Source organism: Nocardioides sp. NBC_00368 (assembly GCF_036090055.1).
GTDB lineage: Bacteria > Actinomycetota > Actinomycetes > Propionibacteriales > Nocardioidaceae > Nocardioides.
This window is the reverse complement of sequence record NZ_CP107970.1, coordinates 328,618-350,363: the sequence shown is the minus strand read 5'-3', so window position 1 is coordinate 350,363 and position 21,746 is coordinate 328,618. Positions and strand designations below refer to the sequence as shown.

General features: G+C 69.6%; 22 protein-coding genes. 8 read left to right on the top strand and 14 right to left on the bottom strand.

The genetic code is table 11. From position 1 onward, the window contains the following. Nucleotides 1–9: 9 nt before the first annotated feature. The 4 genes from mhpA to OG984_RS01635 are packed head-to-tail and all read right to left on the bottom strand — an operon-like array spanning nucleotide 10 to nucleotide 5,505. Nucleotides 10–1,539 carry a bifunctional 3-(3-hydroxy-phenyl)propionate/3-hydroxycinnamic acid hydroxylase MhpA gene (gene mhpA / locus OG984_RS01650; RefSeq protein WP_328529942.1) on the bottom strand — a complete coding sequence of 510 codons (1,530 nt, stop codon included), beginning with the start codon at nucleotides 1,537–1,539 and terminating at the stop codon, nucleotides 10–12. Further along, complete coding sequence (locus OG984_RS01645; protein WP_328529941.1) at nucleotides 1,536–3,425, bottom strand: acyl-CoA synthetase; 1,890 nt, start codon at nucleotides 3,423–3,425, stop codon at nucleotides 1,536–1,538. The genes mhpA and OG984_RS01645 overlap by 4 nt, the downstream gene beginning before the upstream one ends. Then, nucleotides 3,422–4,375, bottom strand: a complete 954-nt coding sequence (locus tag OG984_RS01640) for a fumarylacetoacetate hydrolase family protein (protein WP_328529940.1) — start codon at nucleotides 4,373–4,375, stop codon at nucleotides 3,422–3,424. Before OG984_RS01640 ends, OG984_RS01645 begins: the two co-directional genes overlap by 4 nt. Further along, complete coding sequence (locus OG984_RS01635) at nucleotides 4,372–5,505, bottom strand: VOC family protein (protein ID WP_328529939.1); 1,134 nt, start codon at nucleotides 5,503–5,505, stop codon at nucleotides 4,372–4,374. The genes OG984_RS01640 and OG984_RS01635 overlap by 4 nt, the downstream gene beginning before the upstream one ends. A 128-nt stretch (nucleotides 5,506–5,633) precedes the next feature. On the opposite strand from OG984_RS01635, the gene OG984_RS01630 reads away from it, so the two are divergent. The 4 genes from OG984_RS01630 (at nucleotide 5,634) to OG984_RS01615 (ending at nucleotide 9,410) form a co-directional block, all read left to right on the top strand. Further along, nucleotides 5,634–6,329 carry a TetR/AcrR family transcriptional regulator gene (locus OG984_RS01630; RefSeq protein WP_328529938.1) on the top strand — a complete coding sequence of 232 codons (696 nt, stop codon included), beginning with the start codon at nucleotides 5,634–5,636 and terminating at the stop codon, nucleotides 6,327–6,329. Then, a complete protein-coding gene (locus OG984_RS01625; protein ID WP_328529937.1) occupies nucleotides 6,326–7,351 on the top strand; it encodes an AraC family transcriptional regulator in 1,026 nt (341 codons plus the stop codon). The genes OG984_RS01630 and OG984_RS01625 overlap by 4 nt, the downstream gene beginning before the upstream one ends. Nucleotides 7,352–7,434: 83 nt before the next feature. Continuing rightward, nucleotides 7,435–8,574: a hypothetical protein gene (locus OG984_RS01620; protein ID WP_328529936.1), complete on the top strand. Its 1,140-nt coding sequence runs from the start codon at nucleotides 7,435–7,437 to the stop codon at nucleotides 8,572–8,574. Further along, nucleotides 8,571–9,410, top strand: coding sequence for an SDR family NAD(P)-dependent oxidoreductase (locus tag OG984_RS01615; protein WP_328529935.1), 840 nt, complete (start codon nucleotides 8,571–8,573; stop codon nucleotides 9,408–9,410). Before OG984_RS01620 ends, OG984_RS01615 begins: the two co-directional genes overlap by 4 nt. Before the next feature lie 7 nt (nucleotides 9,411–9,417). Here the strand turns inward: OG984_RS01615 and OG984_RS01610 are convergent, their stop codons facing one another. From OG984_RS01610 to OG984_RS01595, 4 genes are all read right to left on the bottom strand, one after another. Beyond that, a complete protein-coding gene (locus OG984_RS01610; protein WP_328529934.1) occupies nucleotides 9,418–10,029 on the bottom strand; it encodes a flavodoxin family protein in 612 nt (203 codons plus the stop codon). 149 nt (nucleotides 10,030–10,178) lie between these two features. Next, nucleotides 10,179–10,475 (bottom strand): muconolactone Delta-isomerase family protein, encoded by a 297-nt coding sequence (locus OG984_RS01605; protein WP_328529933.1) that lies wholly within the window; start codon nucleotides 10,473–10,475, stop codon nucleotides 10,179–10,181. Between the two features lie 15 nt (nucleotides 10,476–10,490). Next, nucleotides 10,491–11,108, bottom strand: coding sequence for an NAD(P)H:quinone oxidoreductase (wrbA, locus tag OG984_RS01600; RefSeq protein WP_328529932.1), 618 nt, complete (start codon nucleotides 11,106–11,108; stop codon nucleotides 10,491–10,493). 126 nt (nucleotides 11,109–11,234) lie between these two features. Beyond that, a complete protein-coding gene (locus OG984_RS01595) occupies nucleotides 11,235–11,855 on the bottom strand; it encodes a TetR/AcrR family transcriptional regulator (RefSeq protein WP_328529931.1) in 621 nt (206 codons plus the stop codon). A 63-nt stretch (nucleotides 11,856–11,918) separates the two neighbouring features. Here OG984_RS01595 and OG984_RS01590 point away from each other — a divergent pair, with 63 nt between their 5' ends. Together OG984_RS01590 and OG984_RS01585 are read left to right on the top strand one after the other, a co-directional pair. Continuing rightward, complete coding sequence (locus OG984_RS01590) at nucleotides 11,919–12,629, top strand: SDR family NAD(P)-dependent oxidoreductase (RefSeq protein ID WP_328529930.1); 711 nt, start codon at nucleotides 11,919–11,921, stop codon at nucleotides 12,627–12,629. Nucleotides 12,630–12,660: 31 nt separating this feature from the next. Continuing rightward, entirely contained in the window at nucleotides 12,661–13,032 is a 372-nt protein-coding gene (locus tag OG984_RS01585; RefSeq protein WP_328529929.1) for an SgcJ/EcaC family oxidoreductase, read from the top strand. A 5-nt stretch (nucleotides 13,033–13,037) separates the two neighbouring features. On the opposite strand, the gene OG984_RS01580 is transcribed toward OG984_RS01585, so the two are convergent. Beyond that, nucleotides 13,038–13,520 (bottom strand): hypothetical protein, encoded by a 483-nt coding sequence (locus OG984_RS01580; protein WP_328529928.1) that lies wholly within the window; start codon nucleotides 13,518–13,520, stop codon nucleotides 13,038–13,040. Nucleotides 13,521–13,541: 21 nt separating this feature from the next. Then, nucleotides 13,542–14,543, bottom strand: a complete 1,002-nt coding sequence (locus OG984_RS01575) for an NAD-dependent epimerase/dehydratase family protein (RefSeq protein WP_328532307.1) — start codon at nucleotides 14,541–14,543, stop codon at nucleotides 13,542–13,544. 140 nt (nucleotides 14,544–14,683) lie between these two features. On the opposite strand from OG984_RS01575, the gene OG984_RS01570 reads away from it, so the two are divergent. After that, on the top strand, nucleotides 14,684–15,862 hold the full coding sequence (locus OG984_RS01570; RefSeq protein WP_328529927.1) for an alcohol dehydrogenase catalytic domain-containing protein: 1,179 nt from the start codon (nucleotides 14,684–14,686) through the stop codon (nucleotides 15,860–15,862). Here the strand turns inward: OG984_RS01570 and OG984_RS01565 are convergent. Genes OG984_RS01565 through OG984_RS01555 form a run of 3 tightly spaced genes read right to left on the bottom strand, consistent with a single transcriptional unit; the run spans nucleotide 15,852 to nucleotide 19,454 of the window. Further along, nucleotides 15,852–17,192: an NAD(P)/FAD-dependent oxidoreductase gene (locus OG984_RS01565; RefSeq protein ID WP_328529926.1), complete on the bottom strand. Its 1,341-nt coding sequence runs from the start codon at nucleotides 17,190–17,192 to the stop codon at nucleotides 15,852–15,854. The genes OG984_RS01570 and OG984_RS01565 overlap by 11 nt on opposite strands. Continuing rightward, complete coding sequence (locus OG984_RS01560; RefSeq protein WP_328529925.1) at nucleotides 17,176–17,925, bottom strand: hypothetical protein; 750 nt, start codon at nucleotides 17,923–17,925, stop codon at nucleotides 17,176–17,178. The genes OG984_RS01565 and OG984_RS01560 overlap by 17 nt, the downstream gene beginning before the upstream one ends. A 59-nt stretch (nucleotides 17,926–17,984) precedes the next feature. Further along, nucleotides 17,985–19,454 (bottom strand): MFS transporter, encoded by a 1,470-nt coding sequence (locus OG984_RS01555; protein ID WP_328529924.1) that lies wholly within the window; start codon nucleotides 19,452–19,454, stop codon nucleotides 17,985–17,987. A 195-nt stretch (nucleotides 19,455–19,649) separates the two neighbouring features. Here OG984_RS01555 and OG984_RS01550 point away from each other — a divergent pair, with 195 nt between their 5' ends. Next, the gene (locus OG984_RS01550) at nucleotides 19,650–20,258 is read left to right on the top strand and encodes a TetR/AcrR family transcriptional regulator (protein WP_328529923.1); all 609 of its coding nucleotides are present in this window, start codon (nucleotides 19,650–19,652) and stop codon (nucleotides 20,256–20,258) included. Nucleotides 20,259–20,275: 17 nt separating this feature from the next. Here the strand turns inward: OG984_RS01550 and OG984_RS01545 are convergent, their stop codons facing one another. Further along, nucleotides 20,276–21,736, bottom strand: a complete 1,461-nt coding sequence (locus OG984_RS01545) for an aldehyde dehydrogenase family protein (protein WP_328529922.1) — start codon at nucleotides 21,734–21,736, stop codon at nucleotides 20,276–20,278. Nucleotides 21,737–21,746: the final 10 nt, after the last annotated feature.

Below are 21,746 nucleotides of genomic sequence, written 5' to 3'. Positions count from 1 at the left end.
CGAGCATCATCACCGGCGAGCGGAGTGGGCGGAGCGCGTCAGCGGGACGCGCCGCAGAACGGTGTCGAGCCTTCCTGCGGCGAGAACGGTGCGGTCGGGGCGTACGAGAGCGGCCGTCGCGGGGCCGAGCCATCGGTCGAGATCGACGCTCTCGGCGGCGGCCACGACCGTGATGTCGAGATCAACCAGCTTCTGTGTGGCCGGGCCGATCGGTTCCTCCCGAGCGACCAGCATGAAACGGTGGCCGATGACGTCGTCGAGTCTCTCTCCGGAGTCCAGACGGACGTTCGGGCACAGCGTGCCGGGCAGGCCGCCCGCGAGGCGTCTCTTGTGATTCAGCGCCGAGCCGGTCAAGGTCGGAGTGGCACTGTCGAGAACGCGCCGGCGCAGGCCCGGAAGATGCACGAGAAGAGGTAGGAGCACCCGGCGCAGCCGATCCCCGGCGGGCCCACCTCCCGTCATGGAACGGCCCACGAGCGTGGCGAGCTGGATCATGGATCGAGCGTGCGGGTGGCGCTCGGTCTCGTAGCTGTCCAGGACGCTGGGCGGTAGGGCGTCGTCGATGACCGCCGCCACCTTCCAGGACAGGTTGGCCGCGTCGCGGATTCCGGCACCCATCCCCTGCCCGATGAACGGCGGGGTGAGGTGGGCGGCATCGCCGAGGAGAAACACCCCACCTCGGCGCCACGTGTCGGCCAGCTGGGCGCGAAACGTGTATTCCGCGAGCCGGATCACCTCGAGGTCGCTCGTGTCGGTCTCCCACGGAGCCAGCAGCGGTGCGAGAGCCTCGAGCGTCTCGTACGTCGCGGTGGTCTCGTTCTCCAGCAGCTCGAACTCCCACCGGTGCCGGGTCTGGCCGATGCGCATGTAGGTCGCGGCACGCCGGCTGTCGCACACCTGGTGAACCCCACCCCAGTGGCCGAGGTCGCGGGGCGTCGCGACGTCGACGACGAGCCACCGCTGCTCGCGAAACCCGAGGTCCTTCATGGTCGAACCGATGCATGCGCGGGTGAGGCTGTTGGCGCCGTCGGCACCGAACACGAAGCGAGGCCGGACCGTGTGGCTCTCCCGGGTGGCCCGGTCGACGTACTCGACCTCGGGCCCGGACTCGGCCTCGGGTCTGACGGCGGTCACTTCGACGTTCCCCCGGAAGGTGACCAGGTCCATCTCGTGCATGCGTCTACGCAGGATCACCTCGAGGTCGGGCTGGTCGAACATGTTGGCCTGCGGGTAGCCGTTGGTGGTCCGGGGTTCGGTCCGGTCGAACTGCGCCAGCGTCCGGTGCTGCGGCGAGAGCAGCCGGAGGCCCGCGCCGGGGATGGAGATGTCCTCGAACTCCTTCGCGACCCCGAGCGCGCCGAGGATGCGGTAGACCTCGTCGTCGAGGTGGACTGCTCGCGGCTGCGGGAAGACGTCGGTCCAGCGGTCCAGGACCAGGGTCCGCACCCCGGCCTGGGCCAGCAGGACCGCGGCTGTGACGCCGGTCGGGCCGGCGCCGATGACCACGACATCGGGCTGTGGCGTCGTGCCGTCGTTCACGGCTCGATGACCTCGCTGCCGATCGCGTACGTGTCCAGCCGTCCGCGGACCGCCACCACGTCAGCCACGTGGTCGGTCCGCACGACGACTCGCACCGACCCGTCGGCGACGACTCCTGCCACCTCGACGATCCCCTCGAGGTCGGCAAGCGCGTCCTGGACGGCCCGTTTCGCCGCATCGGCACGGAGGGCGAGCTTGTACGGCTTCCCGACGTCGGTGACCGGGAGCGCATCGACGATCGTGACGCTCTTCGGCGTGGCCGCTCGCTCGAGGCCGGAGGCCGCGACGAACGTCTCGAGCTCTGCCTCGCTGCAATCGGCCCCGGGCGTGAGCGTCACGTACGCGACAGGCACCTCACCGGCCCGCGGGTCGGGGCAGCCGACCGCGGCGGCGTCGGCGACGGCCGGATGGTCGCGGAGCGCGTCCTCGATGGCGACGGGGTCGATGTTGTGACCGCCGCGGATGATCAGGTCCTTGGCCCGGCCGGTCAGGTAGACGAAGCCGTCCTCGATGCGGGCGAGGTCACCGGTGTCGAGCCATCCGTCGCGAACCTTGTCCAGGTGGTCGAGCACGAAGCCGTCCTCGGCGCGGCCGGTCACATAGCCCGCGAACACGGTCGGACCTCCGATGAGGAGAGTTCCGACACCGCCGGCGGGTACGTCGCGCCAAGTGCCGTCCGCGGCGACGTCGACGACCCGCATCGGCTGGTAGGGCAGGCGCTTGCCGACCGAGCCGGGCCGCGGGTCGGAGACGAACGAGCGGGCGCTGGCGCACGTGCCCTCGGTCAGGCCGTATCCCTCCAGCAGCGGGACGCCGGTGTGCTGCTCGAACGACGTACGGACGGCGACCGGGAGCGCGGAGGCGCCCACGACCGCGAACTTCATCGACGAGATGTCGGCATCGACCGGGCAGGCGGCCATGACGGCGTACACCGTCGGGACCGCGCTCATGGTGGCGACCTCGAAGTGCTCGATGATCTTCCAGATCTCGCCGTACAGGAACGGGTCACGGAACCCGAGCGGGCCCGCCCAGACCACGCGCTGGCCCTTGAGCATCGGGGCGAGCATCGTGACGTGCAGCGCGTTCACGTGGAACAGCGGCAGCGCGGCGAGGACGGTGGCCTGCTCGTCGCTGTCGGCGGTGGAGTCCGCGGCGATGAGCCAGGCGTCGACGACCTGGTTGGCGTGGGTGTGGGCCGCGAGCTTCGGAGTGCCCGTGGTGCCGCCGGTGTGGAACACGGCCGCGATGTCGCCGGGCCCGTGCGGGTCCTCGAATCCGGGTGCCTCGGCCCGGGCCGCGTCGAGGAGGTACGCGGTGGCGACACCGTCGAGGGTCACGTCGGTGGCACGCGTGCCCTCGGTGGGATCGAGGAGGTAGAGGTGGTCCAGACACCCGCGGCCGGCGAGCTCGGCGACCTTGGCCCAGATGGCCTCGTCCAGGTCCGGGGAGGCCACGATGAGATGCCTGACCCCGCTGCGCTCGATCAGCTTGGCCAGGTTCTCACTGCTGAGACCGCCGTTGAGCGGGACCGCGACACCCGCGGCCTGGGCCCCGATCATCGCGGGGACGAGCTGGAGGGAGTTGGGCGCGATGATGCCGACCGGCGTGGTCGGCGTGACGCCCCGGCGTGCGAGTGCCTTGGCGATCTTCTCGGTCGTGGCGAGCAGCTCGGCGTAGGTGACACTGACGGCCTCGGCCCAACGAGAGGCGTCGGGCATGACGCTGATCGCGACTCGGTCCGGCCATTGCTCGGCCGCCCTCTCGAGCACCTGGTAGGTGGTGGCGGGCAGGTCGCGTTCTTCCAGCGGCACGGTCTCGATGCGCTCGACGTCCCCCGGCACATTGAACGTGGGCCATCCGGTGGTGCTGTCGGTGGTCGTGCTCATCGGGAGACCTCCGCGGCGTGGCGGACGGTGGTGCGCTGGCGGCCCAGGTCCAGCTTGCCGTCCTCGGTGTGGATGTGCACCTCGACGAGGTCGCCGTCGGCGAGGTAGTCGTCGTTCCTGGCCTGGGCCTTGAAGAAGGCCTTCCACTTGGTCGCCGGGGGCAGCAGGGCCCCGATCAGCTCGACCGGCTTGGGCGGCGCCTTGAGGGCTGTACCACCGGGCGTGCCGGTGAGGACGAGGTCGCCGGCGGCCAGAGGCTGGAACCGGGCGAGGCCCTGAAGTGCCTGCAGCGGCTTGAAGAGCATGTCGTCGCCCACCAGTGCATCCTGGCGGATCTCCCCGTTGACCCACAGCTCGAGGCGGAGGTCCTCGAACCGTTCCCAGTCGCCGGGCTCGAGCACGACGAGCCTCGGGCCGGTCGGAGTGAAGGTCGGGTAGGACTTGGCCTCGAAGAACTGGGTCTTCGGCAGCTGCAGGTCGCGGGCCGAGATGTCGTTGGTGACGACCAGTGCCGCGACGTGGTCGGCGATGTTGTCGCGGGTGATGTCGGTGCCGACCGGGATGTCCTTGCCGATGACCAGGCCGACCTCGACCTCGTAGTCGAGGAAGCGGACGTGAGCCGGCTTGATGATGTCCGCGGTCGGGCCGCTGATGGAGTGCGAGGTCTTGCGGAAGAACGTCAACGGGACGGTCTCCGGGTTCATGCCGGAGTCCTTGATGTGACTGACGAAGTTGGTCATCTGCGCGACGACCCGGCACGGCGAGGTGACCGGCGACTGCAGGTCGCCGGCGGGCAGCGTGCTCTCCTGACCGGCGACGGCGGCATCGACGGCCGCCCGGTCCGCGAGAAGCTCACCCGTCGTGGCGGCGTCGGTGAGGACGAGCGTGCCGCTGGTGTCGGACTTCTGGACGTACCACCGGTCGTGGATTCGGATGATGTCGATGCTCATGAGCTGGCCACCTTCAGGAGTCCGCGCAGGCGGGCGATGTCGAATTCGTTGTCGGGCTTCCGCAACGCGGAAAGGATGGAGCGGGCTTCGGCGAGAGACTCTCTTCCGGGCTTGATGCCCAGGAAGTCCGCCGATGCAGGCGGGCCCCACTGGGCGAGGCCGGAGGCGGTCATGGGGGCCCATCCGGGATCGAGGGTGTTGTCGAACATGTCGCCGTCGGTGAAGTGCTCGACGAGGAAGCCCTTGTCGTCGCGCCAGTAGTCGAAGATCTGGCTGCCCTGGATGTGTCGGCCGATGCCCCAGGAACGGTGGTACCCGGCGTCCTGGAGGAACTGGCCGCCGGCGGCGAGCGCGTCGAGATCAGCCACCTGATAGGCCGAATGCACGTACCGGGTGCGGGGGCCCAGCGTCATCGCGAGGGTGTGATGGTCGGCCGGTTCACTGCCGCGGTCGCACCGGATGAAGCTCATGATCGGGCCCTTGGACCGCTGTCCCTCGTAGTAGAGGAAGTCGCTGACAATGAGGCCGAGCGTCTCCAGATACCAGTCGAGCGCTGCCCGGTAACGCGTCGTCTGGAGGACGACGTGCCCGAGGCGCTCCACCTTGGCCGGTTCGCGCAGCGGACGCTGGGTGAGGTTCTCCCGGGCGATCTCGGCGCCGACGTTGAGGACCAGCGGGGTCTGGCCGGGCAGCGCGGGAAGCTGGTGGCAGCCCGCGACGACCCGGACACGGGCGCCGCTGGGGTCGAGCGAGTCGACGGTGAGGCCGCCGAGGTTCTCGGGAAGCGGGGTCATGGGGACGCCGAGATGGCTGGCGAGCCGCGGGAGGTCGGAGTCGTCGGCGGCGAGGAACGCGGGACCGGTGAACCGGGACCTGGCTCCTCTACGCACGATGACGGCCGGGAGGCCGGCCCGCGTGCCGCGCAGGTGCAGCTCGTCGGCGTCCTTGTAGCTCGTGGCGAACCCGAAGGCGTGGCCGAAGATCTCGGCTCCCGCGAGATCGGGCTTCTCGAACTCCAGCCAGGCCAGGTCGCGTGCCTTGATGACCGGGTTGGTCGCCCGGCCGGGATGTTCGCCGGCCAGCGGACCCTGCTCGCTGTGCAGGTCGTTGTGGGTGTGGTGAGTGCTCATCGCCGCCTCGTCTTCGTACTTGACGATATCGTCACTCACGATGCGCGAAGCCGTCAACCCTCTCTGACGAAATCGTCATCGTCGGCAGAGGCGGTGTTAGGATCCGATGGCCGACGAGGAGGAGCACGATGTCCGAAGCAGTTGCGGCTGCGGCCCGCAAGCGTGGTGAGCGCCGTAAGGCGCAGACCCGTGCGGCGTTGATCAGCGCCGCTCAGCGACTGTTGGCCGAGGACCGCACGAGCGTCCCGGTCCTGGAGATCACCGAGCTCGCCGATGTCGGGATGGGGTCGTTCTACAACCACTTCCAGACCAAGGAAGAGCTCTTCCAGGCTGCGGTCGAGTCCGCCCTCGAGCTCCAGGGGGCGGTCCTGGATGCCTGGACCGAGGACATCGAGGACCCGGCCGAGGTGTTCGCGCGGAGCTACCGACTCACCGGACGCATCCACCGCGTCGAGCCGCAGCTGAGTCGCGTCATCCTGTCTCGCGGCATGGCGCTGCTGTCTTCCGAGAACGGGTTGGCCCCCCGTGCCCTGCGCGACATCACCCGCGGCTGCGAGTCCGGCAGGTTCACCCTCGACGCGCCCTACCCCGCTCTGCTCATCGCCGGCGGGGCCGCCCTGGCTCTGGGCCAGGCCATCCACGACCAGCCCGAGCTCGACGACGCCGAGCTGACCGACCAGGTCACCGAGGACCTCCTGCGCATGTTCGGGGTGCCGACCGATGACGCCGCCGCCATCTGCCGGGCGCCGCTGCCGAGCGTCGTCGACCTGATCGCCAAGGCTATGCCCGACCTCCCGCACCTGCCGCAGCCAGAATCCGCGTGACCCGGATTCGCGCGGCCAGCCTCCGCGGGTTCTCGCCGCTGGTCGAGGAGCTCGGCGGGGAGGCCGGCCCGCTGCTGCGCCGCTTCGGCATCTCCCCCGCCACGCTGGCCTCCGACGAGGGCCTGATCTCGATCACCGCTCACGACCTGATGCTCGACGCGGCGGCCGCCGCGCTCGACTGTCCGGACCTCGGCCTGCGGCTGGCCGAGCGCCAGGACCTGAGCATCCTGGGTCCGCTGGCGATCGCCGTCGAGTCCTCCGCGACGGTCGCCGATGCGCTGGAGTGCGCGTCGCGGTTCATGTTCGTGCACAGCCCGGCGCTCCAGATCGGCGTCGAGCCGGACCCGCGCGGGGTCCGTGGGGTCGTGGCCGCCACCTACCGCAAGGATCTGCGCGAGTCGCCCTACTCCGCCCAGGCGATGGAGCTGGGCCTGGGCCTGTTCCACCACGTGGCCGACCTGCTCCTCGGCGGCGTGACCGGGCTGCGCTCCGTCGAGATCCCCCACGCTCCGCTGTCGCCGGTCCAGCGCTACCTCGACTTCTTCGGGGTCGAGGTGAGGTTCGGGGCCGCGTTCGGATCGCTGCGTCTCGAGCGGTCCGCGCTCGACCGGGGCTTCGACAGCGCCGACGAGACGATCCGGCGGATCGCGCTCGAGCATCTCGCCGCCCACTATCCCGATCCCGGATCGGCGACCGCCCCGCGGGTACGCGGCGTCATCGCCGAGCTGCTGGCGTACGGATCGCCCGGCATCGCCCAGGTCGCCAGGCTCCTCGGGGTGCACCCGCGCACGCTGCAGCGACGCCTCGCCCGCGAGGACACGACCTTCGAGGCGTTGCTCGACCTGGTGCGGCGGGACGCCGCCCATCGCTACATCACCACGACAGAGATGTCGCTGACCCAGGTGGCGGCGCTGTCCGGGTTCAGCGAGCAGTCCTCGCTCAGCCGCGCGGTGCGACGCTGGTACGGCACCAGCCCCCGCCACCTGCGCCGCCAAGGCGCCGCGACAGCGGCGATCGGCTGACCGCCTCCCCTGTCGCGCTGGGACAAGTTCTTGCGTCACCAGCGCGTCACACTCGTCGAGTCACCGACGAGAAGGAGAGCATCATGACCGGCACCGACACGCGACCCGACAGCGGTGGCCTCGCCGCCATCGGAGCCCGCACGATCCCCGAGTTCGAGGGGGTGCACGACGTCTGGCCACGCGGTGCCCGGCTCGCTGCCGTGCGCGAGGCTGCGGCGGCGTACAAGACGCGCTTCAAGGCCCAGGGCCAGATCCATGCGGTGAAGTCGGTCGACATCGCCGCCGCGCCCTACCCGGTCCACTACGCCTTCCACGACGCCGTGTCGGTGCCGACGCTGCCGCTGATCTCCATGATCAATCGCATGATCGTGGTGCAGTACGCCGACTGGGACGGCCGCGCCCGCACACTCGTCTTCGAGCCGACGGTGCCGGACGGCTCCGCCGAGGCGCCGTTCTACCGCAACCTGCAGAGGCTGACGAACAGGCTTCCCGGCGGCCGCCTGATCGAGAAGGCCATCGTGAGGTACTACAACGAGCCCGGCGACGTGCTCGAGCAGCTCGGCCTCGCGCCCGAGGACATCGACTTCTGCACCTTCGACCACCTGCACGTGCAGGACCCACGGATGATCCTGGGATCGACCGCGGTGGTCGAGGGTGAGACCGAGCCGCGCGAACCCCTCTTCGCAGGCGCCCGCATGCTGGTCCACGCGCGGGAGCTCGCGACGCTGCAGTCGCTGCACCCGATGCAGTGGGCCTGGTACGTCGAGGGCGGCCTGGACGGCGTCGACCCGGACAAGTTCGTGACGTTCGACGGCGACATCGAGCTCGGCCCGGGTATCGCGCTGCTGTGGACGCCGGGTCATACCGACGGCAACCACTCCCTCGTGATCAACACTCCCGACGGCGTGTGGGTCTCCAGCGAGAACGGCATCTCCCTGGACAACTGGCAACCGGAGCTCTCCAAGATCCCCGGGGTGCGCCGCTACGCCGAGCAGCTCGGGCGGGAGATCTGCCCGAACGCCAACACCCTGGAGGACTCCCTGGACCAGTACGACTCGATGGTCAAAGAGAAGACGCTCGCCGACCCGTGCAAGGACGACCCCCGTTGGCTGCAGATCCTGCCGTCGACCGAGCTCGTCGCCTGGAAGCGGTTCTGGCCCGTCGTACCCACCTACCTCCACGGCGGGATCGAGTACGGCACGCTGAAGGGCAGCCGCTCGTGACCCGCCCAGCTTCCGGCGCCGTCGTCACCGGCGCGGGCCGAGGTCTCGGCAGGCAGATCGCCGGCCTGCTCGTCGAGCGTGGTCATACCGTGCTGGTCACCGACCTCGACGAGGCCGCCGCACGGACCGCCGCCGAGGAGCTCGGCCCCAACGCGATCCCGCGGGCGCTCGACGTACGCGACGCCGACGCGGTCGACGCCGCCCGGGACGCCCTGCTCACCCACGCCGACCGGCTCGACGTCTGGGTCAACAACGCCGGCGTGCTCGTGAGCGGCCCGGCCTGGACGCAGGCACCCGACACGCGCCGGCTGATGCTCGAGGTCAACGCCCTCGGCACGATCAACGGCACCGTCAGCGCGATCGACACCATGCGTACCGGGGCCGGCGGCCACATCGTCAACATCGTCTCGCTGGCCGGCATCACCGCGGTCCCCGGCGAAGCCGTCTACGCCGCCTCGAAGCACGCAGCCATCGGCTTCAGCCTCAGCACGCTCGCGGACCTGCGGCTCGCCGGCGTCGAGAACGTCGACATCTCCTGCGTCTGCCCCGACGGCATCTGGACCCCGATGCTCTACGACAAGCTCGACGACCCCGCGGCGGCACTCTCGTTCTCCGGCAGGCTGCTCCGGCCCGAGGAGGTCGTGGCCGCGGTCGGCGCTGTGCTCGACAAGCCACGGCCGGTCAAGACGGTGCCCGGGTGGCGCGGGATCCAGGCGCGTCTGGCCGATGCGATCCCCCGGCTCGGGCTGAGCGCGGCGCCCGTCGTCGTGGCGCAGGGACGCCGCGCCCAGAAGCGGCTCCTCGCCCGGGCGACGCGAGGCGAGGACGTGGGCTGAGGCAGCTTCACCCGCCTGCCGGATACGGCGAGCTGGCCAGCAGGCCCGCGAGGTGGGCCAGGTTGCGGGCCAGAGTCTTCGTGGTTCCGGCGGTCGCCTCCGGGGTCGGCGTCTTGTCCTTGTAATCCACGCCCTGCATTGCCTCGCCGACCCAGTACGTCGACCCGCCGGCGGGGATGGTGAAGCCGACGTCGCTGAGGGCCTGGCAGAGCTCGGCGGTGACGTGGTGGGCGCCGTCCTCGTTGCCCACGACGCCGATGCCGGCGACCTTGTCGTAGGTCAGCATCCGGCCGTCCTCGTCGGTCTCGCTGAGCTCCGCGTCGAGCCGCTCGAGCACCATCTTGCACACCGAGGACGGTTGGCCCAGCCAGATCGGGGTGACCAGCACGAGGGCGTCAGCGGCGAGCATCCGCTCGCGCAGCTCCGGCCAGGCATCACCGTCGCCCTCGTCGGTGCTCACCCCGAAGCGGACGTCATGGTCGACGACGCGGACCATCTCGCCCTTCATGTCATGGTCCATGAGCGCCGAGAGGATCTGGGATCCCAACAGCGCGGAGCTGGACTCGTCGGGCGAGCTCTTGAGGGTGCAGTTCAGGATCAGACAGGTCAGTGGCGTCATGCCAACCGGTAACCCGCGTGCATCACCCTCATGCCCTGACCACGGTGTGCACCACCCGCAGACGCCGTCGCCGCGCCTGCCTCGTCATCGCCGTCGTGGAGAACGGTGAGGGCGCGACGAGGTGCAGCGCGGCGACGGACGCGTCTGGTTCAGCGGCCGCGAGCGGCCGGGTCGTTCGGATGCGATGCCACCGCGGTGACGTCGAAGGTCATCCACGGGGACAGCGGCAAGGTCTCCAGGACGTCCGCCCGCAGGGCCGCCTCATCGGCGGCGACCCACAGGCCGATGCTCCGCATCTCGCCGATCGGGCGCCAGAGACGAACGAGGTGACCGCCCGCCGCCAGCTCCGCAGCCCGAACCGCCTCTGCGGTCCGACGTCGATCGACCTCGGCCTGCGGGGTCCCGTCAGGGATCACGGTCGTGATCTCAACGATGAATTCAGCCATCGGTCCACTCCTTCCTCAGGCTGCCTGTCCGGCCTTGAGGCGCCGGGCGATCTCGACCACACGCTGGGCCTGGTGCTTGGCCGAGGCCCGGGTGACGTCGCCGACCGGGTTGGCCCCCTGGGCGTCGACGTGCGAGGTTCCGTACGGGTTGCCGTCGTCGTACTTGACCGGGTCGGTGAAACCGGGCGCGACGAGGATCCCCCCGAAGTGGTGCACCGAGGTGTAGAGCGACTGCAGCGTCGTCTCCTGGCCGCCATGGAGGCTGGAGGACGACACGAAACCGCTGTAGACCTTGTCGACCAGCTTGCCCTCTGCCCACAGCCCACCGAGCGTGTCGATGAACTGCTTGAGCTGGGCGGAGACGTTCCCGAACCTCGTCGGCGTGCCGAAGAGGATGACGTCGGCCCAGGCGACGTCATCCGGCGACGCCTCCGGGACGTCGGAGGTGGTGGCGTGGTTCGCTGCCCACGCCGGATTCGACTCGATGGCGGAGACCGGAGCAAGCTCCGGAGCCTTGGTCAGGCGAACCTCGGCGCCGGTGGCCAGCACTCCCTTCTCGAGCTCGCGTGCAACCTCAGCCGTGGTGCCGGTCGAGGAGTAGTAGACGATCGTGACCTTCACGTTCTCAGACATGGGGTGAGTCCCTTCTCTTGAGGCCGGTTCATAGTTGACCGACCGTCTACTAAACACCGGAGAGACGCACCTATTCCCACCACGCTCCCTCGGCGGCAACCGAGCGAGGACCAGAGGGGCGACCCTTTACAGCGGCGCCGGCTGCCCGGCCGGCAGGGCAATGCCCATCAGTCGCAGGCTGTTGCCCCAGAGGGCGTCCAGCTCGCCGGGGTCGTTGAACAACTTGGCGAAGAGAACGAGTCCCTCGAGCTGAGCCACGATCGACTTCGCGGCCATCCGCGCGTCCACGAGCTCGATCTCGCCGTCGTCGACCGCCGCGGTCAGGTGCTCGGCGATGATCTGGACCTGCTCCTCGAAGATCTCCTGGAGCCTCGTCTGCAACGACGGGTTGATCGAGCTGACTTCGAGGGCGAGGTTGCCGAACAGGCACCCGGTGACCGCTCCGGTGCCGCGCAGCGCCGACGTCTGCATCTGTGCGGTTGCATCGAAGATCCCTCGAAGGCGCTCGAGAGCCGTGCCCGGCCTCGCCAGGATCGCCGTCCATTCGCCACGCTGCCACACCCAGTGGGCGTCGATGACAGCCAGCGCCAAGGCCTCCTTCGACGGGAAGAAGTAGTAGAACGAGCCCTTCTGCACCCCGGCACGGGCGGCGATCTCCGCCACGCCGACCGAGCTGTAGGCCCGCTCACTGAACAGCTCGGTGCCGGCGGCGACAAGCCGCTCGCGCGCATCTGAAGTCCGTCCCACGGTCTCGATTGTAGACCGATCGCCCAGCGGAATAGTTGACCGACCGTCTATGTTCCCAACGGCATGAGCACACGAAAGGTCGCCGTCATCACCGGCGCTTCACAGGGAATCGGAGCCGCGCTCGTCGCGGCCTATCAGGACCTCGGCTACGCCGTCGTCGCCAACTCTCGATCCATCGAGCCAGCCTCGTCCGAGACCATCCAGACCGTCGCCGGCGACATCGGCGATGCCACGGTCGCACGGCGCGTGATCGCCACGGCACTCGACCGGTTCGGCCGGGTCGACACGCTGGTCAACAATGCGGGCATCTTCGTCGCCAAGCCGTTCACCGACTACACCGTCGAGGACTACGAGGCGATCAAGAGCACCAACCTCGACGGCTTCTTCCACGTCACGCAGGCGGCGCTCGGACAGTTCCTCGAGCAGGGCGAGGGCGGCCATGTCGTCAGTGTGACCACGACGCTGGTCGAGAGCGCATCTGCAGCGGTGCCCTCGGTCCTGGCCTCACTCAGCAAGGGTGGGGTCGCGGCGGCGACCAAGTCGCTCGCCGTCGAGTACGCCGGCCGAGGCATCCGGGTGAACGCGGTCTCGCCCGGCATCATCAAGACACCCATGCACGCTCCGGAGACGCATGACTTCCTCGCTGCGCTCCACCCCATGGAGACGCTGGGCGAGGTCGAAGACGTGACCCGCGGCGTGCTCTACCTGGAGCAGTCCCCCTTCGTCACGGGCGAGTTCCTCCACATCGACGGCGGCCAGAGCGCCGGCCACTGACTCATCCCATCTCACCCGAAGGAGAACTTCCATGACCAACGAGACCATCAGTGTGGAGCAGGAGCTGCGCACCGTACTCGACCAGTGGGCCACTGCCATCGCCGAGCACCGACCGGCCGATGTCGCCGCCCTCTTCACCGAGAACGCCCTCTTCCAGGGCTTCGACCCCACCCCCGGCTTCGGGCGCGACTACATCAACGCCTACTACGCCAAGCAGCCGATCGGCCTCCGGGCGGAGTACGAGCTGCTCTCCACACGCGAGATCGCCCCGGACGTCGTCGCGGGATATGCCCGTGTGCTGTTCGTGCGGCCCGACGGGAACGTGACGGTCCACCTCACCGTGATCGCCCAACGTGGACGCAGCGGATGGGCGTTGAGCCACTACCACGTCTCCAGGATCTGACCCGGTCAGGCGTCGATGACCGCACGGGCCACGCGCAGGTGCAGGTCCTCGAGGCGGGCGAGCTGATCGTCGGCGCGACGCACGAGCTCGTCCAGCTGCTGTGGGTCCAGGCGTACGTCGTCCTCGCTGACCGCCCGCAGCAGCTGCCACCCGGCCCGCTTCCCGAACACCGCATCGCGCAGGGCTTCCAGCTCGAGCAGGTCCGAGAGCGGTGAGCGCCGCACCACGCGGCCGTTGGGCTTCAACCGGCCGGCGAGCTCCATGGCACGCCCCGTCGTGGCGGCGACGCGCGACGGGGCTGCCCCGGTCGCGACGATGATCTGACGCAAAGCCTCCCGATCGTCGTTCACCTCGATGGACAGCCGTCGTACCCGAGCGGCGACGTCAGGATCGGAGTGCGAGCGTCCGACACGCTGGAACAGCGCAGCCCCCGCGCTGGAACCAACCCAATGGTGCTGCAGGTAGGCGTGCAACATCTCGTCGTTCATCGGTGCTCCTTCTCGTGGCCGTCAGGGACGTAGCGGCGGGAGGTCGCTGCCGGCCTTCTCCGGGATCCCGGAGATGACCGCCTCGAGAGCGTCCACGGCCGAGTGGCGTGGCTGCCAGCCCAGCTCCAGCTCGGCGCGGGCGGTCGACATCAGCGGCAGCTGCATGACCGCGTCGAGCAGGTTGCCGGGGACCGGCGCCAGCCGGGCGTGCCAGGCCGTGTCCAGGCCGTGGCGGGCAAGATTCGGTGGGATCTCGACCGTCCGAGCATCCAGCAGCTCGCCGATCTGCTCGCGGCCGATGACACCGGCTCCGGCCAGGTTGAACGCGCCCGTCACGTCGGTGGTCGCCGCGGCGGCAAGGGCCCGGCCGACATCGCCGGCATGCACCGCCTGGAACCGCAGCCCGGCGGGCAGCGGGACCACGGGAATCCGCCGGCGGTCCACGAAGGCGGGCCGGAGCAGCGGGCCGCCGAAGATACGCCGCTGCTCGCTCGCCGCGGAGCGCTGGAAGACGAAGGCGGGCCGGACCCGGACCAGGCGGACCTCGGGATGGTTGCAGGCGAAGGCGTCCAGGGCACGCTCGACGTACGCCTTCTCCCGGCAGTACGCAGCGGCCGAGGCGCCGTCGGTCTCCCAGGTCTCGTCGACCGGGTCGTCGTGATGCGCCGGCGAGTAGGCCGCCACCGAGGAGACGCACACGAGCGCCGGCACTCCTGCCCGCGCCACGGCCTCGAGCACCCTGCGGGTTCCGACGGCGTTGGTGGCCCAGGTCTCCTCGGGACGATGGGTCGGCTGGAACTTCCAGGCGAGGTGGACCACCGCGTCGGCGCCCTCGACCAGCGGCTCCAGGTCGTCGGTAGAGACATCGGCCTGACGCCACTCGACGGACGCATGGACGTTGGACCGTGGGCCTCGCGGGGCTCGGCGCGCGACCCCCACGACCATGGCGGCGCCGTCTGCGGTCAGCGCCCGGATCGCGGCGGTGCCGAGGTTCCCCGACGCGCCGATGACGACCACCTTCATGTTGTCCACGCCCTCCCTGCGGCCTGATCTGCGATGTGCCCCACCGGTACCCACCTCCGCCGGGTTCAGCACTGCCCGACAGGCTGGACAGGCCGGATCGGGGTACCGCAGGGGTGACCCGAAACCGAGGAGGCACATCCATGAAGGCGGTCACCTGGCAAGGCAAGCGCGACATCCGAGTGGAGGAGGTCCCGGACCCGCACATCGTCGAGGACGACGACATCATCGTCGAGATCACCTCGACCGGACTGTGCGGTTCCGACCTCCACCTCTACGAGGTGCTCACCGGCTTCATGACGCCCGGCGACGTGGTCGGGCACGAGCCGATGGGCGTCGTCGCGGAGGCAGGCCCCGGGGTCAGCGAGGTGAGCGTCGGCGACCGGGTCGTGGTGCCGTTCAACATCAGCTGCGGCACGTGCTGGATGTGTCAGCACCGCCTGCACTCGCAGTGCGAGACCACCCAGAACCGAGACCAGGGCACCGGCGCCAGCCTCTTCGGCTACAGCTCGCTCTACGGCCAGGTCCCCGGCGGACAGGCGGAGTATCTGCGCGTTCCTTTCGGCAACCAGCTGCCGATCAAGGTGCCCGACGGTCCTCCCGACGACCGGTTCCTGTTCCTCTCCGACGTCCTGCCGACCGCCTGGCAGGCGCTGCAGTACGCCGATCCCGACCCGCACAGCACCGTGCTGGTGCTCGGAGCCGGTCCCATCGGCGACATGGCGAGCCGCTTCGCCCTCGCCGCCGGCCACCGGGTCATCAGCGTGGATCGAGTCCCCGAGCGCCTCGCCCGGGTGCGGCAGCGTGGGGCGGAGACGATCGCCCTCGAGTCCGGCGACATCGCCGAGCAGGTGCGCGACCTGACCGACGGACGCGGGGCCGACGCCGTGATCGACGCCGTGGGCATGGAGGCCCACGGCTCGCCGATCATCGAGGGGATGACCAAGATGGTGTCCCGGATGCCCGCAGCCGCCGGCCGTGCGGTGATGCAGACGGCCGGGGTCGACCGGATGGCCGCACTCCACACCGCCTTCGACGCCGTACGCCGCGGGGGCAACGTCTCCATCTCCGGCGTCTATGGCGGCGCGCTGGACCCGTTCCCGATGATGCAGCTCTTCGACAAGCAGGTCAGCATCCGGATGGGCCAGGCCAACGTACACGCCTGGACCGAGGACCTGCTGCCGTTCCTCGTGGGCGAGGACGACCCGCTCGGTGTCGACTCCTTCGCCACCCACCACCTCCCCCTCAGCGAGGCTCCGGAGACCTACAAGTCCTTCCAGGAGAAGGCCGACGGGATGGTCAAGGTCGTCTTCAACCCCTGACCCGGGCCTTGCGCCTGCTGCCGTTGACCATGTCGTTGAAGCGGTCCACGGCCCAGATCGTCCTGAGTCCGGCGCGGCTCATCATCATCGGTCGCGGGAACCGGGGCCTCTCCTGCCATACGGTGCGGAGGTCCTCGTGCAGCTCCCCGTCGACGATCGCGTCGGCGATGAGCGTCCCGATGTAGGGCGCCTGGGCCAGGCCATGACCGTTGCAGGCGATCGAGTAGTAGATGTCGTCCCGCATCCGGCCGGCGAGAGGAAGCCAGGACGAGGTGATCGCGATCCATCCGCCCCAGGCGCGGTCGATCGCGACGTCGGCCAACGACGGGAACCGGGTGGCGAATGCGCCGGCCAGCTCCTCGACCAGGCCGGGGTCCGGCACCTTCTCCGGGAGCGGGTAGCTCGTGCCGCGTTCGAGGCGGCGTACGCCGAAGACGATGGTGTTGCGCGGCGTCAGCCGGTAGTTCTCCATGATCGCGTGCTGCGTGACCAGACCCATGCCGCTGGTCCAGCCCAGCGCGGCCAGACGCTCGGGAGCGATCGGCTCGGTCTCCACCTCGATGACGTAGATGGGCACGGAGAGGTGCTTCGGGGTGATGTCCCACTCCCCCGCGAAGGCGTTCGTGGCCAGCACCACCCGGTCTGCCCGGAGCCTGCCGCGCGGGGTCGTCAGGACGACCCGGCCGCCCTCGCGGCGGACATCGGTGACCTTCGTCTGCTCGAAGACTCGCGCGGACGAGTCGAGCAGGACCTCGCGCATGCCGAGGCTGAACTCGCCGGGGTTCATCCTCCCTCCGACGACCTCCCGCATGCCGCCGACGAACCCGCGTGGGATCCCCAGCTCAGCAGCCGTGCCGACCTCCACGTGGCCGCCGGCTCGGGTGATGATCTTGGCGACCCGGCGAACCCGGCCCATCTGACCACGCGAGACCGCGGCGAACGCGTTGCCGGTGGCCTCGTACTCGCAGTCGATGTCGTGCTTGGCGATGAAGTCCTCGACATGGTGCGCGGCACGCTCGGCCAACCGCATCATCCCCGGCATCTTCTTGCGCGAGAGCAGGTCGAGCAGCTGGATGTCGCCGCCGGGGGCACCCGCCAGCTGGCCCGCGTTGCGCGAGCTGGCGCCGTGGCCGCAGAACTCGGCCTCCAGCAGGACCACGTCCTGGCCGCGCTCGGCGAGCCGCAACGCGGTCGACATGCCGTTGATGCCGCCGCCGATGACGGCGACCCGGCACTCCAGGTCGGCGTCCAGGGCCGGGCGTACGTCGGTGGGCGGGTCGACCCAGCCGCTGAAGGCCGCGTACTCGACGTTGTCAGTGGGCGCGGGCATGGGTCACCTCGCGCTGGTCGGTGCGCTCGTTGTGCTCGTGCAGTGCGCGATAGGCGAAGAGGTAGATGAACAGCTGCAGGCCCCACACCGTGAGCGCGAGCGCGTAGAACAGCGCACGGTCCTGCAGCGGGTCGACGGTGGCCGGGAACGGGAAGAAGTCGTAGCCCAGGGCGATGCCTGTCGCGGCCAGGCTGACCAGCAGGGTGGCGACGGCGACCTTCGTCGCGCCGATGTTCCACAGTCGCTTGGTGACGTACGCCAGGAAGACGAGCGTCAGCAGGTTCACGACGAGATAGATCGTCGCCGGGCCGGGGTAGAGGATGTGGTGGCCGGCGTCGTCGACGTGGTCCTGGAACTTCGGTTGCCCCAGGTAGAGCCCTGCGCCGATGCCGATGGCGAAGATCGCCACGTCGACCGCCTTGCTCGACCTGTGGCGGTGGGTCACCGCGAGGAATCCGACCACCAGCAACAGCGTGACGCCGACCGAGCGTGAGAAGGCATCGAGGAAGAAGGCGAACGAGTACTGCAGGCTGGCCTCGCCGGCCTTCTTGTCCTCGGGGAAGCGGAGCGCCCAGATCAGGAAGTTCACGCCTGAGGTGGCGATGATGAACCACTCGATGCCGAGCAGGTAGTTGCGGTACTGCCTGATGAACTTCCAGCCGGCCCAGTAACCGCCGGCGATCATGATCACGTCCCCGATCAGGAATGCCAGGGCGTAGATGTCGTCTCTCATGTCTGTCTTCTTTCACTCATGCGGACGTGCTTGTTCGATTCGGCTCATGCCGCTCCGGGCTAGGACCCGATGGCTCCGTGCCGCCGACGCGAGCGGGCGCTCGAGACCAGGACGGTCACGACGACGAGCAGGGCAAGAGCTCCGGAGATCCAGTAGCCGGTGCCGTAGAGGCCCTCGGCGGCGACCTCGAGCGTCGTGCCGGGCACCGGGACCATGGAGGCACTGAGGTCTGCGCTGACGAGCGCCGTGCCGAACGCGAAGCCGACCGCCATGAAGGTGCCGGCGACACCTGCTGCCATGCCGGCCTTCTCCTCGGGGACGGCGGCCTGGACCACCGTGAAGCCGGCTGCGTACCCGATGCTGCAGCCCAGCCCCATGACCGCGGCGCCGACCAGGTAGTGCCACTGCTGCTCGTGCATCATCGCCAGCCAGGCCAGGCCGGCGGCGCTGATCAGGGCGCCGAGGATGAAGACGGGCACACCGCGACCATTGGCCACCGGACGATCCACCACCGCGCCGCCGACCAGGAACGTCACCGCGAAGGGCACCATCAGCCAGCCGGTCTGGAGGGCGGAGAGCCCGAGGCCGTACGCGTCGACCGGTCGGAGCGCCTCGGGAACGATCTGAGCGTAGGTGCTGAGCAGGAGCAGGAACGCCGAGTTCACCGCCGCGAACAGCGCGATGCACAGGCAGGAGGCGGTGACCAGCGGCGTACGCATCAACGCCACGTCGAAGACGGCCGTCGACGACCGGCGCTGGGAGCGCGCCCAGGCGACGCCGCCGACGACACCGACCACCAGCGGGATGAGCGCTGCGTTGCCCCAGACCAGCCCCTGGGTCAGGGTCAGCAGGATCGCCGCGACCCAGCCGACCATCCACACCGTGCCGACCACGCCGAGCCGACCGGATCGCTCGGCCGGCGGGGCGTGCGGGACCATGAGGTACGTCGCGAGGGTGGTTGCTGCGCAGGCGGCGGTGAGAACGACGAAGAAGCTGCGCAGGGAGAGGTTCTCGACGATCAGGCCGCCGCCGATCATGCCGGCGACGATGCCGGCACCTGTGGCGATCACCAGAACGGCGACGCCGATGGTGATGCCGGACTCGCCGAGGTTGCGCCGGAGGAAGCCCAGCGGCAGCAGCTGGGCCGCGCAGCCGAAGCCCATCAGGGCACACCCGGCGAGGAGCGTCGGGTAGGAGTCGCCGACCGCCGGGACCGCCGCACCGACCGTGAGGAAGACGGACGCGGCGACGGAGGCGTTCCGGTCGCCGTGCAGATCGGCGAGGCGCGGCAGCAGGATGAAACCCGCTCCCCCACCGAGGGTCAGGGCGGTGTAGAGCCACGTCGTCTCGGCGACCGTGGCGAGCCCGTACTGCGCCTGGATCACCGGCAGGAGCGGCGGAAGGATGAAGATGACGGCGTTGGTCAGTACGACCATCAGCGCGCCGATGCCGATGAGCGGACCTCGGCCGGGTCGGCGTCCTGCTCTCGTCCGGCGGGCTGCTCCCGCTTCCTGGTTGGTCTGTGCCATGCGTCGTCTCCGATCCGGGGCGATGTGATCTGGCTCATACGCTAAGCCAGAGTTAGTCATATGATCAAGATCGATGACTTAGATGTTTGGCTAAGTTTTCACAGGCGAAACGTCTATGCCAAGCACTGATATAGTCGCCATGACTTAATCAAGCGCCCAACTAAGCTGGGCGTGCCCGCTCCTTGGGAGGACCTGATGGCACGGATCCCCGTCGCACAGCGACGTCGCGACTTCATCGAGGCCGCGGTCGAGGTCATCGCAGCCCACGGGATCGACGGCGCGACGACGCGGCGCATCGCCGAGCAGGCCAAGGCGAACGTGGCGATGCTGCACTACTGCTACGACTCGAAGGAGGACCTCTTTGCCGACGTCTACACCTTCGTGTCCGGCAAGTACCGCGAGGTCATCGAGGGCAGCGACCCGCACACAACGCTGCCCGAGGCAGCCCGGGAGATCTTGCGCGGCGTCATGGCGTGCTATCTCGAGTCCCCGAGCTTCACCGCCGCGACCTTCGAGCTCGTCAGCTGGGCCCGGCGTCAGCACGGCGACCGCGGCATCGAGGTGTACGACCAGGCCTTCGACACGGTGCGCAAGGCGCTGCGGGAGGCATCCGCCGCCGACCCTGTCACGCTGGAGGTGATCGACGAGGTCGCCTACGTCCTTGCCACCCTCGCCGACGGCTTCGGCGTCAACTGGCTGACCTACGGCGACGCCGCTGTCGCGCGGGCGCAGATGGAGATCAACTGCTCCGTCCTCGACACCTGGCTCACGACGCGGCTCGCGGCGGCGCCGGCCGAGGCCTGAGCGCCGCCGCGCCGGTGTCACAGCGGCAGGTCCGGGGAGTCCACACCGACGACCCGGTCGCCGCAGAAGACGCGCACGGACTCGGCCGGCCCGTGGCCGCCGATGCCGGCCGGGCCCCAGAAGCTCTGCGCCGAGTCGTCGCCGAGATCGGCGACCTTGGCGCCGTTGACCCGCACCTCCCCCGCCACGATGCGGGCACCGACGTCGATCGCGCGGTCGGTGTCGGTGCCGAACACGTACGCGTCGAGTCCGGAGGGATGGGCGTTCGCGATCCGCAGCGCCTCCTCCTGGGAATCCACGGCGTGCAGCGAGACGAGCGGACCGAACAGCTCGGCGGTCGCCCGGCGCGGGTCGGCACCAGAGGCGATCGTGGGTGAGAGGAAGTAGCCGCCCAGTTCTGGGAGAGCCGCCGGCTGATGGATCGACGCTCCGAGCTCACGCAGTCCCTCGATGCGGCTCCGGAGCGTCTGGAAGTGCGGCCCGTTGGAGATGGGTCCGACGTGGGTGTCCTCGTCCAGGGAGTGACCGACGGTGAGCTTGGAGACCCGCTCGGCCAGCGCGTCGAGCAGGGGGTCGACCAGGTTGCGGTGGGCGAGGATCTTGCCGGGCCCCTCACACCACTGACCGTTGAGCTTGGTCATCCCGTCGAGAATGCCGTCGGCGGTGACGTCGAGGTCGGCGTCGTCGAGCACGATCACCGGGTTGTTGCCACCGAGCTCGAGCTGCAGCACCTTGAAGTCCTCCGCCGCGGCACGGGCGATCGCGCGCCCCGCCCCGGGTCCGCCGGTGAACGAGACGATCTTGATCCTCGGATCGGCGGTGAGTCGCGCGCCGACCTCACCGGCGCCGTGGACCAGCTGCAGCGCACCGGACGGGAGACCCGCCTCCACGAAGCACTCGACCACGATCTGGGCGCTGCCCGGCGCGTGCTCCGAGGGTTTGAGGATCACCGGACATCCGGCCGCGACCGCGCTGACGACCTTCGCGGCCGGGATGAAGCTCGGCCCGTTCCAGGGGGTGAGGATCGCCGCCGGCCCCCACGGCACCTTGTAGAGGCGTACGTCCCGGCCACCGGCCTCCAGGGCGGTGACCCGCTGGATCTCGCGAAGGTCGGCCGCCGTGGCCCGGATGCGGAAGGGCAGGAAGGACGCCACCGTGCGGGTGGCACTGATGGGTGTGCCGCTGGTGAGCGCGTCGGTGCGCGCGATGTCCTCCGTCCGGCTCTCGAGGAGATCGGCGACACGCTCGAGCATCTCGGCCCGCTCGATCCGGGCCTCCTCGTCCCAGCGGCCGACGTCGTACGTCTGCTCCGCATGCCGCAGGGCGCGCTCGACGTCGTCGGGCGGGGTGGTGACGGTCCGGTGGACGGGCTCGAGGGTGTTGGGGTCGAGGTTCCAGGCGTCGACCGTGGCGCACTCGCTCCACTCGTCGGCGACGTAGTTGACCGGCTGGGCGATCGTGATCTCGTTGCTGGACATCAGGCTTCCT